This is a genomic window from Proteus sp. FZP2095 (assembly GCF_023701425.1).
GTDB lineage: Bacteria > Pseudomonadota > Gammaproteobacteria > Enterobacterales > Enterobacteriaceae > Proteus > Proteus cibarius.
Genome location: NZ_JAMQBJ010000001.1, coordinates 314,055 through 326,280, shown reverse-complemented (window position 1 = coordinate 326,280; position 12,226 = coordinate 314,055). Strand labels below are relative to the sequence as shown.

The 12,226-nt window shown below is 37.9% G+C and carries 10 protein-coding genes; 1 reads left to right on the top strand and 9 read right to left on the bottom strand.

Going from position 1 to position 12,226, the window contains the following annotated elements:
* Nucleotides 1–6: 6 nt before the first annotated feature.
* From rmf to rlmKL, 7 genes are all read right to left on the bottom strand, one after another.
* Nucleotides 7–177 carry a ribosome modulation factor gene (gene rmf / locus NBG71_RS01425; protein ID WP_023581348.1) on the bottom strand — a complete coding sequence of 57 codons (171 nt, stop codon included), beginning with the start codon at nt 175–177 and terminating at the stop codon, nt 7–9.
* Nucleotides 178–651: 474 nt separating this feature from the next.
* Complete coding sequence (locus NBG71_RS01420; RefSeq protein ID WP_250916477.1) at nt 652–1,065, bottom strand: ASCH domain-containing protein; 414 nt, start codon at nt 1,063–1,065, stop codon at nt 652–654.
* Nucleotides 1,066–1,177: 112 nt separating this feature from the next.
* Nucleotides 1,178–1,750, bottom strand: coding sequence for a membrane integrity-associated transporter subunit PqiC (pqiC, locus tag NBG71_RS01415; RefSeq protein WP_075673160.1), 573 nt, complete (start codon nt 1,748–1,750; stop codon nt 1,178–1,180).
* The gene (pqiB, locus tag NBG71_RS01410) at nt 1,750–3,402 is read right to left on the bottom strand and encodes an intermembrane transport protein PqiB (RefSeq protein WP_075673136.1); all 1,653 of its coding nucleotides are present in this window, start codon (nt 3,400–3,402) and stop codon (nt 1,750–1,752) included. Before pqiB ends, pqiC begins: the two co-directional genes overlap by 1 nt.
* Nucleotides 3,395–4,684, bottom strand: coding sequence for a membrane integrity-associated transporter subunit PqiA (gene pqiA, locus NBG71_RS01405; RefSeq protein WP_250916476.1), 1,290 nt, complete (start codon nt 4,682–4,684; stop codon nt 3,395–3,397). Before pqiA ends, pqiB begins: the two co-directional genes overlap by 8 nt.
* Nucleotides 4,685–4,769: 85 nt before the next feature.
* A complete protein-coding gene (locus NBG71_RS01400; protein ID WP_250916475.1) occupies nt 4,770–6,698 on the bottom strand; it encodes an ABC transporter ATP-binding protein in 1,929 nt (642 codons plus the stop codon).
* Between the two features lie 6 nt (nt 6,699–6,704).
* Nucleotides 6,705–8,819 carry a bifunctional 23S rRNA (guanine(2069)-N(7))-methyltransferase RlmK/23S rRNA (guanine(2445)-N(2))-methyltransferase RlmL gene (rlmKL, locus tag NBG71_RS01395; RefSeq protein ID WP_075673133.1) on the bottom strand — a complete coding sequence of 705 codons (2,115 nt, stop codon included), beginning with the start codon at nt 8,817–8,819 and terminating at the stop codon, nt 6,705–6,707.
* A gap of 107 nt (nt 8,820–8,926) precedes the next feature.
* On the opposite strand from rlmKL, the gene NBG71_RS01390 reads away from it, so the two are divergent.
* Nucleotides 8,927–10,051: a YcbX family protein gene (locus NBG71_RS01390; protein ID WP_250916474.1), complete on the top strand. Its 1,125-nt coding sequence runs from the start codon at nt 8,927–8,929 to the stop codon at nt 10,049–10,051.
* Between the two features lie 269 nt (nt 10,052–10,320).
* On the opposite strand, the gene NBG71_RS01385 is transcribed toward NBG71_RS01390, so the two are convergent.
* Nucleotides 10,321–10,872: a cell division protein ZapC gene (locus NBG71_RS01385; RefSeq protein WP_164530391.1), complete on the bottom strand. Its 552-nt coding sequence runs from the start codon at nt 10,870–10,872 to the stop codon at nt 10,321–10,323.
* Nucleotides 10,873–11,090: 218 nt separating this feature from the next.
* A complete protein-coding gene (gene pyrD / locus NBG71_RS01380; protein ID WP_036912193.1) occupies nt 11,091–12,101 on the bottom strand; it encodes a quinone-dependent dihydroorotate dehydrogenase in 1,011 nt (336 codons plus the stop codon).
* Between the last annotated feature and the right edge of the window lie 125 nt (nt 12,102–12,226).

Here is a 12,226-nt window from a genome sequence, read left to right as displayed (position 1 = left end):
GGTTATTTATTTTACCAGACTCGGGCGATCTTCCATGGCCTGTCGCCAGCCTCCAAGCCAATGTGAACGCGCATCAATGGCGAAATAAGGGCAAAGTTCTTTTGAACGACCTTGCATACCAGCTTGATAACCTTTCGATAATGCTCTTGCTAAACGATCTCGTTTCTGTCTTTTCATATCTAGACAACCCTCACGTTCTAAGTTTAAGCGGAAAGATAATGATTGTTTTTTCAACAATCACTATAAATTGATACGCTTTATTGAGCATTTAAGCAAGTAAAGAAGTTAATACAAATGTCATATTTGTGATGTTGAGCCAACCGTAAGTTTGATAACTATTGTTATCATTTATTTTGTTTAATGCTTCAATTGAAGTATTAGCTAGTTCTTTTAATGAGCTATATTATGTGTGAACATAGCTAATTGATATTTAACAAAAAAAATCAAATGAAAAATAACCTTTTTAGGTTTATCTTACGAAACCAATAAATTAAATAAGAAAAAATGATATTTTTATTTAAATTTATGTCAATATGAGACTTATTTTATAAATATAACTTTTTGCTCTATTTTTATTTTCTTGTAGAAAACTCTTTTTAATTACCTTTGTTTTATTAAGGAATTAGCTATTGTTGAAAATAAAAGAGGCTATTAACACCTCTTACATACTTCTATTAATTCAAACTCTTCAAATACCAACTCCATATCTTCAGAAAAAGTCCCCTCCCGACTAAAAAATTCTTTGTGCCCTTCCTGCCAATGCGCCAAACTTAAATCCCCTTCACCTTCTCTCTTAGCCAATTCTTCGGTGACTTCGTCAAAACGGATTAACTGTAAAGAACGTGTGCGAATAACGCAAACAGGTTCATTTTGACTGTTTAGAATAATGTTAAAGCCCCCAATAACAGGAATAACGCTGTCACTAAAAAAGCCATTTAATGAACTACACGTTGCCGTTTTTTTTCCTTCTACCACCAGCATAGCCAGATCATCCGCTAACTGCGCATTATCACCAAATGACCAACTGATCGCCGTAGGATATTTCTTTTTGAGGATTTTTAACATGTTCTTCCCTTTGTTTTTTTAATAAACAAAACCCAATATTCAATTTAAATACTATTTAAGAGAATATTGGGTTTCAATAAACGAAAACTTAAACCAATAGATACTAAGCTGATTAATATTGAGCTTGAATTGCTTTCGCTATATCAGAAACAACTTGCTCCCATCCCTGTCCTAATGTACGCACTAAAGCTGGATAACCATCTTCTGTTTGCGTTAAAACTAAAGAGAATGGCTGATTAATCACTTTATTGTTCTCAGTATAAATCCAGTCACCAGAAATAATTACCTGTCCATCATAACGGCCTTGGAAATAATTAACGGTAACCGTTAGCTTCGCCAAATTATCTTCAACAGGTTGGTTAGCAACAACGGTATCTGGCAATGCTTTTGTTAAACCTGAAATAAGGTTCTGTTGTAATTGCTGATCAAGTGGATTGATCCATAGGTGCTGATTAGCCACGGTATAGTTAATATCCGTCGTTTGATAAACAATTCCAGCATTGACTAGCATATTAGATAAACGGATCGGCTGAACCCAAATTTGAGGCTTCTTAGCTGACTGTGTTACCGAAACATGTTCTGATACGCCACCTTGATAAACATCTGGCAACTGATAATACGTTTTATTAGTCTGACTTGAACATGCCGTTAACATCAACACAAATATACCAATGATGTATTTCATCATTTTTCAGCCCTCTTTGGTTCTGGATCTTTACCTTCCTTCGCTTCGAAAATCAATGCGTTGCTCTTATTGTTCAATGTTTTCAATAAAGGCTGCATCTCTCTTAACACTTGATCAAGCTGTTGCATATTATCAATCATTTTTCCATAAGCAGGAGAACCCGGCTGGAAGCCTTGCATACTACGATTAATCTCTTTCAATGACTGCTGAATATCATTAGGAAGATTTCTAAATTCATCACTACCAATCATGGCATTCAATGACTTCAGTGTTTCCTTAGCTTCACTGACGGCTTTTTGGCTTTCAGATAATGTTGCTGTCATCTCTTTAAGCATTGGTTCAACAGGAAGATTGTTGATCTTGTCCAGTGATGTCATCACTTTTTGCTGAATTTGCGCTAAACCAGAACTGACAGTCGGAATTTGTTGGTAGCCAGCAACGTCTTGAGGGCCTTTCCATTGCATTTCATCAGGGTAGAAATCAAGGTCAATATAGAGTGCCCCTGTTAAAAGGTTACCTGATTTTAATGATGCTCTTAATCCATTGTTAGAAGCATTGGCTATTTCTTTGACGAAATCAAAACTTTCACCGACATCATTAGCAAAACGCTCTGGTTCAACATGAATAAGTACGGGGATGCGGAAATCTTTATCAAGCGATTGTTGCATACCTTTAGTGTAATAAGGCACTTGAACAACCGTTCCCATACGAATTCCTCGGAATTCTACTGGAGCTCCAGCTTGTAATCCTCTTACAGAATCAGAGAAGAACATAATGTAACTACGATAATCTGTATATAACGAATTTTGAATACTCTTTTCATTATCGTAAAGCTTAAATTCTGTTTTAGGTGCGATAGGATCACCTGGTCCCCATCCTGCGGGAACATCAAAACTCACGCCACCACTAAAAAGTGTAGAAAGAGATGCCATCTCAACACGAACACCCGATGAAGACATATCAAAAGCGATGCCAGAGTCTTTCCAGAATCGAACATTTGATGTCACCATTTTGTCATAAGGTGCTTTGATAAAGAGTTGATAATGCATGTCTCGTTTATCAATATTGAATTCGCTCGTTTCAACAGAGCCAACTTGATAACCTCTAAATAAAACCGGATCACCCGCATTTAATTGGCCGGCTCTTTCACTAACTAAATTAATGCGAATACCTTTTGCATCTGGAGAAGCTAACGGTGGCGAGTCGAGAAGATTAAATTCATTTTCTTCTTTACCTTTTAACCCTGGTTGTAACTCTATATAAGCACCGGAAAGTAAAGTGCCTAATCCCGTTACTCCCTCTTTACCGACTTGAGGTTTTACAACCCAAAATGCTGTATCTGCGCGTAATAATTCTTTCATCTCATTATCAAGACGAGCCTTAATAATAACGCGACTAAAATTACTATCGAGCGTGACACTTTCAACTAGACCAATATCTACACTGCGACTTTTAATTTTGGTTTTACCCGCTTCAATGCCATCTGCATTATAGGTAATTAATGTAACTTCTGGACCTTGATGGCTGAAATGATAATAAAGTATCCACGCACCAATCAGTAAGGTGACAAGTGGTATGATCCAAACTGGAGACCAGCTTTTTAGCTTGTTAATTTTTGCTTCAGTTAAAGCAGTTTTATTCTTTTCAGTCACCCTTAGGCTCCTTAATCGTGGGTTTATCATCATCGGTTGTACACTTATCCCACGTCAACCGAGGATCAAACATCATTGCAGAGAACATAGTTAACACTACTACCAATGCAAATAGCACCACTCCAAAATCAGGATAGATGCTCATCAGACGTCCCATTCTGACTAATGAAGCTAAAACAGCAATTACGAAGACGTCAATCATCGACCAACGCCCTACATATTCAACAACTTCATAGAGAAAATGCATTCTAGCAGGATCTCTTTTCCCATTAGATTTATGTGCATCCCAACATAACCAAGCAATAGCGACCATTTTTAAACTGGGTACCATAATACTGGCAATAAATATCACCATTGCGACAGGATAAGAGCCATCTTCCCATAACAAAATAACCCCAGCCATAATGGTTGAATAAATGTTATTACCTAAAGATTCAGTGACCATAATGGGTAATAAATTAGCGGGGATATAAAGAATTAATGACGTAATCAACAAAGCGACCGTCCATTGTAAACTTTTAGGTCTTCTTGCATGTCCTTTCACTTCACAACGGCTACATTCATATTGATCTGCAGGTAAAATTGCCGTACATGAACGGCATAATCTAACCCCTTGTTTTAACCCAGATTTACCTGATTTAATATCAGGATAACTTGGACGAGGTTCTAATTTTTCCCATAAAGTATGTCTATCAAGACACTGGAATGCTCGAATTTGAAATAAGCAATAAAGCACATAAGGCAGGAAACTAAGTCCTAGCCCAATATCACCATAAGCCATTAATTTCACAAAGCTAACTAAAATTCCTGCAAGAAAAATCTCTGCCATACACCACGATTTTAATTGGAATAAAATACGTGATAACCAAATTTGTAGCTTTCTAGGTAATTGAATAGGTATACAAAGAAGTAAGATTGCTACCATACAAAAAGCAGGCACAATTTGGACAAATAGTAGGAAAAATGCACCTAATTCGACGTAATTTTCACTGAACATAACTGTTGGGATTTGCATCAATGTAACATTGTTAGCGATACCAGCAACTTCCATGCTCACGAAGGTAAACTGACTTGCCATTAACAGCATAAATAATGCACTGATAGCTAATGCAACAGGTTGATAAAAAGGCTGACGCCAACGTGCAGTTAATACGGTATGGCAACGAGGGCATGTTGCTTTTGTTCCTTGCACCAATTGAGGAACACTGACCACCAGATCGCACTGAGGACATAATATTTGCTCATGTTTATGTTCATGACGATGTTGTTGACCAGAGCACACTGCGACACCTCTTATTTAGAATAATCAATAAAAGAATATTTGTTCCACAAAATAAAACGGGGCGTGATGCCCCGTTTTCGGTTGGCTATTCGCCGTTTTGCATCAATTCTAGCTCTTGCCATCTATCAAAAGCAGTTTCAAGCTCTTGTTCTTTATCTGCAAGCGCCTTTAAAACTTTTTCTGTCTCTTCATGAGGACGCGTAAAGAAATCCGCCCCACTCACTTCTTCTTGTAACGCACTTAACTCCGTTTCCAAGCTTTCTAATTTTGCAGGAAGTTGCTCCAGTTCTCGCGTCAAATGATAACTTAACTTGTTAGTGCGAGTGTTCTTTTTAGAGCTATCTTTCGCTTTTGCTTCTTTTTCAGCTTTTTCTGGTACGTTACGTGATTTTTTTGCCTCACTCTTTAGTGAAACCGACTGTGCTCTTTGTTGCTGAGCATCAAAATATCCACCAACATAGCTGTTAATAACACCATCACCTTCAAAGATCCAACACTCAGTAACACTATTATCAACAAATTCACGGTCATGGCTAACCAGTAAAACAGTGCCTTGGTAAGCATCAACGAGTTCTTCTAGCAATTCCAATGTTTCAACATCGAGATCATTAGTTGGCTCATCGAGAATAAGTAAGTTACTTGGTTTTAAGAATAAACGCGCTAGCAATAGACGGTTTCTTTCACCTCCTGAAAGTGCGCGAACAGGTGTCATTGCACGTTTAGGTGGGAATAAAAAGTCTTGCAAATAACCAAGTACATGACGAGGACGACCATTTACCATTACTTCTTGCTTACCTTCAGCAAGGTTGTCCATCACAGTTTTATCTGGATCAAGTGCTGCACGGTGCTGATCAAAGTAAGCGACTTCAAGCTTAGTACCACAATGAACTCGCCCGCTGTCTGCTTTTAAATCACCTAGCATAAGTTTCAATAAAGTGGTTTTACCGCAACCATTCGGCCCCACCAGAGCAATTTTATCGCCACGTTGTACTTTGGCAGAAAAATCACGAACTAACTTGCGGGTTCCAATACTATAATTAACATCTTCTAACTCGAATACGATTTTACCAGAACGCGTAGCTTCTTCGACTTGCATACGTGCACTGCCTAACACTTCACGGCGTTCACTACGTTCAACACGTAATGCTTTTAGAGCACGTACACGGCCTTCGTTACGAGTACGCCGTGCTTTGATACCTTGGCGTATCCACGCTTCTTCTTGCGCTAATTTACGATCAAACTCTGCATTTTGTTGCTCTTCAACACGCAATGCTTCTTCTTTGCTTTCAAGATACTTATCGTAATTTCCTGGCCATGAAGAAAGTTTTCCTCGATCAAGATCGATAATACGCGTTGCCATATTACGGATAAATGAACGGTCATGGGAAATAAATACGATACTTCCTTGGAAATCTTTTAAGAATTTCTCAAGCCAAAGGATCGTTTCAATATCAAGGTGGTTTGTTGGTTCATCTAAAAACAGCACTCTTGGTGCGCTGACTAACGCACGCCCTAAGGCTGCTTTTCTTAGCCAACCACCTGATAAAGAAGAAAGCTCAGCTTCACCATCTAAACCAAGTTTTTCTAGCACTTCTGCAATTCGGCTATCAAGCAACCACAAATTACGGTTATCAAGTACTTCTTGTAGCTCCGCCATTTTATTGAGGTTTTTATCAGAAGGATCTGTCTCAATCAGCTTAGAAATATGGTGATAAGCCGTTAGATATTTAGCATCTTCTTCAACACCTTCTGCAACAAAATCAAAGATTGTACCTTCAATATCTCTTGGGGGATCTTGCTGTAAGCGAGCGGTCACAAGATCTTGCTCATAAACAACTTGACCATCATCTAAAGGTTGCTCTTTAGATAACACCCTTAATAACGTTGATTTACCCGCACCATTACGCCCAACTAAACAAACGCGCTCATTTTCTTCAATAAATAAATCAGTGTTATCTAATAGAGGGGCATCACTGAAAGATAAATACGCCCCAGTCAAACTAATTAACGGCATTGTAAATTATTCCTCACCAGCATGAGTTAACAGCCAGCAATTGTGAATTTGGCGGTTACGCGCAAAATCTTGTGATAATGTTTTCTGTGTTATCTCTTTTGCACATAACCCAATTTTTGCTAACTCGTCATGTTCCATTTTGAATCCACGTTTGTTATTTGAGAACATAATTGTTCCGCCTTTTCTCAACAAACGTTTTAGATGTTTCATCAATTCAATATGATCACGTTGAACATCAAAGGTATTTTCCATACGCTTTGAGTTAGAAAATGTAGGCGGATCAATAAAGATCACATCAAATTGTTCATTGCTTTGCATTAACCATTGTAAACAATCAGCCTGCATTAAACGATGTTGTCTACCAGATAAGCCATTTGCTTGGAAGTTTTTCTCAGCCCATTCAAGGTAGGTACGTGACATATCAACTGTCGTCGTACTTTTTGCACCACCAATCCCAGCGTGTACAGATGCAGTACCGGTATAAGCAAAGAGGTTTAAGAAATCTTTTCCATTGCTCATTTCACCTAGCATTTTTCGTGCAATACGGTGATCTAAGAACAGCCCTGTATCAAGATAATCTGTTAAGTTCACCCAGAATTTTGCACCAAATTCGTCAACTAAGAAGAAATCCCCCTTTTCGGCCATTTTTTCATACTGCTGTTTGCCTTTTTGACGTTGACGGGTTTTTAAAATCAGTTGATCAGAACGTAATGCCAGTACTTCCATTGTTGCGCTAATTACATCGAATAAACGCTGACGAGCTTTGTGTTCATTAACTGTTTTAGGTGGCGCATACTCTTGGATAACTACTTTATCTCCATAGCGATCCACAGCAACATTATATTCAGGCAAATCAGCATCGTATAAACGATAACATTCAATTTGCTGTTGTTTTGCCCATTTCGCGAATTTTTTCTCGTTTTTACGTAAACGGTTTGCAAAATCTTCCGCAAGCCCAGTGTTAATCGTTGATGGTGTATCAGAAAGTAAATAGTTCTTTTGTACACAATCAAGAGGACCATTTTTTGCTTTGAACTCTCGTTCAGCACGTAATTGAATGCAGCTTAGCAACTCTGGTGATGCACTAAATAGTGACAATCTCCAACCTGGGAAGTGTGCTTTTACTGCTCTTCCTAATTGGCTATGTAATGCAATTAATGCTGGTTCACTTTCTAAGCGCTCACCATAAGGTGGGTTACTGATAATTGTCCCTTTGATTTCTGCTGAAACAGGGTTTGTCAGTTTAGCTGCATCACCGTGAGCAAATGTGATCAGTTCGGCAACATCGGCTCTGCGTGCGTTGGCTCTTGCCATATCCAATACGCGCTTATCAACATCAAAACCATAGAAACGCGCTGTGGTATTCTTTTTACCTTCACGGAAACGGGCAAAAGCTTCATGGGTCACTTCTTTCCATAACGCTTCATCATGACCCAACCAATGACGGAATCCCCAATGCACACGATTTAATGCTGGAGCACAATCAGTCGCCATCATTGCGGCTTCAATTAATAATGTGCCGGAGCCACACATTGGATCGATCAGTGGTGTGTCCAGTTTCCAGCCTGAACGCATAATAATTGCGGCAGCTAAATTCTCTTTTAAAGGTGCTTGCCCTGTTAAGTCACGGTAGCCGCGCTGATGTAAACCATCACCACTTAAATCTAAAGATAGCGAGGCTTTTTCTTTATGAAGATGAATGGTTAAACGGATATCAGGAGATTGTTTAGCGACATCCGGACGTTGCCCTATTTTACGTTGGAATGAGTCAACAATGGCATCTTTCGCTTTTAATGCACCATATTGGCTATTACGAATAATGTCATTCGTACCATTAAAATGGATAGCAAAAGTCTGATCAACAGTAAAAATCTCACTCCAATCAATTGCCTGCACACCAAGGTATAAGTCTAGATCACTATAAACATTGAACTCATTTAACGGCAACATAATGCGCGATGCTAAACGACTCCAGAGTAAAGACTGATACATGGTTTTATCATCAGCACGAAAATAAACACCGCCTTGAGTTATCTGGCAAGCCTGAGCACCAAGGTGTTCAAGTTCAGATTTTAATAGTTCTTCCAGACCTCGGCCTGTGCTGGCAAACAGAGAGCGCATAATATTGTTACCACCTAAAATAAAATTGTTGGGCATTATAGCTAATTGTATTACGTTGTCATAAAGTTACTGGCTATAAAAAATAATAATGTCTTTTGGGAGCACCGATGATCAACGTTTCACGCCTTTATATACACCCAGTTAAATCAATGAAGGGAATTCGACTTTCTCATGCATTTGCTCGTGAGAGCGGATTCACGTTTGATCGCGATTTTATGATAACCACCCCAGAAGGGACGTTTATCACGGCACGAAAATTTCCCGTTTTGCTGTGTTTTATTCCCACTGTCATGGCAAATGGTATTTATATTCAAGCACCTGATGGTGAAGGTATTGCTATCACCTATCAAGATTTTGAGACCACATTGCAACCGACAGAAGTTTGGGGCAACCATTTTACCGCGTATGTGGCACCAGATGAAATAAATCAGTGGTTCAGTCGCTATTTAAAAATGGATGTTCAACTTCGTTGGACTGGCGAAAAATCGACACGCCGAGTGAAAAAAAATCCAGAAACCGCTGTTTCTTTCGCTGATGGCTACCCTTACTTATTAATTAATGAAGCCTCATTTCAATACTTACAACAGCGCTGTCCTGCTTCAATTAATATTGAGCAATTTCGAGGCAATATCCTCGTAACTGGTGCAAAGCCTTTTGAAGAAGATACTTGGCAGACTATTCGTGTTGGCTCTGTTGTGATGGATCTGATGAAACCTTGTAGCCGTTGCATCATGACTACAATTAGTATTGATAAAGGCATTAAGCATCCTAACACAGAACCACTCGCAACACTGCAAACATTCCGTAGTGATGAAACTGGTGATGTCGATTTTGGTCAAAATATCATTATTCGTCAAACGGGTATTATTCGTGTAGGAGATACTGTTGAGGTATTAGCTTATAAAGAAGCGAAACAATATCTTGTAACAGCTCCTGTGGAAACACAATCAGCGCCTATCATTGAAAACACACAAGAACAGACTGTCAGCATTGAATTTAACGGCGAGGTTTTTGAAGGTAATAACCAAGAAGTTCTGTTAGAACAGCTTGAAAATAATGGTTATGCCATTCCTTATAGTTGCCGAGCTGGCCTTTGTGGCTCTTGTGTTATCCAATTAGATGAAGGTGATGTTAATGCATTAAAAGCTGGCGCAATTAAACGCTCAGGTAAAATCTTAGCCTGTAGCTGTGTTCCTAACGGTAATGTCAAACTTTCGCTTAATAAAAAATAACACTTATCTTTATCGCAAATTAAAAGAAGGTAATTTGCCTTTACCTTCTTTTTTATTTTAAATAAAACAGTTTGTTTAATAAGAATTATCTTATTAAAAACTCAATAATGAATTATCAATAAACTTATTTATTTGTTTCTAGAAAATAGATACAGAAAGAGAATAATGAGGATTTGATTTTGGGGAGTTTTGTTTGAGATGAATTTGTTTTTAGAATGTTATAAATAATGAGTAACGATAAAAAGAGTAAGTCCTTTTTACTCTTTTTGTTAAATAACTTTCTCGTACAAAAATGATCCTGACTCTGACTCTTTATGGTAATTGCTTAACCTATCATTCATAATTTTTATTGGGTCACAAAAATTAAGTGTTCTATCAAATAATGTTAACTGCGGTTGAGCTAATAAACATAAACAAGCTTGAGCCCCCACTTCAATCACTAAAAAAAGAGCTATTTCGTCTTTTTCCTTTAATGAAGCTTCTACCACTTGAGATAAATAAGGGTTGATTTGATTATTGTTAACTTCAAAATACCAACTCTTAGGCATCAGTGGCTTTAAAAAGCGATGGGCTATTAATGCATTTAAAGCTAATTCAGCTCTTGATTCTGATGGCATATCTATTTGTCGAATTTGCTCATCGTATCCATAATAAAGAGCTGCATCATCGACGGTAAAAGATGCTGATTGCCGAGCACTTTCACTCAACATTTTGCTTGGAAAGCGGGAACGAAAAACCATACCATTTGCTAAATCAAGCATTAATTTTTGTTGCTCAACATCAAAATACCAACGCCAGCGATCATCGGGTTTTATTATCACTAATTAATCCCCCTTCGATTCATTCCCTGTTTTATACTCTGATAAACAATCAAAATTAAATGACCTAAATAAAATATTTAATATCACCTAACAAAAACAGGATTCATTTTACTATTAATTAAGCACAATCAGTGCAATTTAATAAAAAATAACCAACTAGGGGCAATATAAACGAGTTAGAGGCAGAAGAAAAGCCCCTAACTCATTATAAAATGTATTTAGATATGATTAATTATAGATTTGATAAGTGCAGGACCTTGATAAATGAATCCTGAATAGACTTGAATAAGAGAAGCACCTGCATCCATTTTTTCTCTGGCTGCTGTTAATGAATCAATTCCACCAACGCCAATAATAGGTAATGCACCTTTTAATTCTTCATTTAATTGGCGAATTATTTGTGTACTTTTTGATTGTACCGGGCGACCACTTAATCCCCCTGCTTCATTACAGTGATCTAATCCACTGACTAATGATTTATCTAATGTGGTATTTGTCGCAATAACACCATCAATATGGTGACGGACTAAGCTATCTGCAACTTGAATTAATTCTTCATGTGTTAAATCAGGTGCAATTTTAACAGCAACAGGAACATATTTTTGGTATTTTCCCTGCAACTCTAATTGTTTATTTTTAATTGCTGATAGCAGATCGTCTAATGCTTCACCGTATTGTAGAGTACGCAAACCGGGGGTATTTGGTGATGAGATATTGATTGCGATATAACCGGCATGAGCATAGACTTTTTCCATACAAATCAGATAATCATCTTTACCTTGCTCTACTGGGGTATCTTTATTTTTACCGATATTAATCCCCAGTACGCCACCATAACGAGATTGTTTTACATTTTCAATTAAGTTATCGACGCCAAGGTTATTAAAGCCCATTCGGTTAATTAAGCCTTCAGCTTCCACTAAGCGAAATAAACGAGGTTTGTCATTTCCTACTTGAGGACGAGGTGTCACCGTACCAACTTCAATAAAACCAAATCCCATTGCACCCAATGCATCTATACAATCACCGTTTTTATCAAGACCGGCAGCAAGACCAAGTGGATTTTTAAATGAGAGTCCCATACAGGAAACGGGTTTTGAAGGAAGTGACTGCTGAATAAGAAATTGAAATGGGGAATGAGATAAACGTTTTAACTGACGGAAGGTAAAATCATGGGCTCGTTCAGGATCTAGCCGGAACAATGCCTTCCTTACTAAGGAATAATACATACGATCTCCATTGAGAATATCGGGTATTAGGAATGATATGTCTACGACAATTTAAGCGTCGTGCATCATATAGATAAAAGCACGAAAAGTAAACGTTTCAATTTCACAATTCGCCATAAAAAATC

Coding starts and splice junctions, on each gene's coding strand:
- NBG71_RS01400 (WP_250916475.1), bottom strand. CDS start 6,698: ATGCCGTTAATTAGTTTGACTGGGGCGTATTTATCTTTCAGTGATGCC.
- NBG71_RS01390 (WP_250916474.1), top strand. CDS start 8,927: ATGATCAACGTTTCACGCCTTTATATACACCCAGTTAAATCAATGAAG.
- rlmKL (WP_075673133.1), bottom strand. CDS start 8,819: ATGCGCTCTCTGTTTGCCAGCACAGGCCGAGGTCTGGAAGAACTATTA.
- rmf (WP_023581348.1), bottom strand. CDS start 177: ATGAAAAGACAGAAACGAGATCGTTTAGCAAGAGCATTATCGAAAGGT.
- pqiC (WP_075673160.1), bottom strand. CDS start 1,750: ATGAAATACATCATTGGTATATTTGTGTTGATGTTAACGGCATGTTCA.
- pyrD (WP_036912193.1), bottom strand. CDS start 12,101: ATGTATTATTCCTTAGTAAGGAAGGCATTGTTCCGGCTAGATCCTGAA.
- NBG71_RS01420 (WP_250916477.1), bottom strand. CDS start 1,065: ATGTTAAAAATCCTCAAAAAGAAATATCCTACGGCGATCAGTTGGTCA.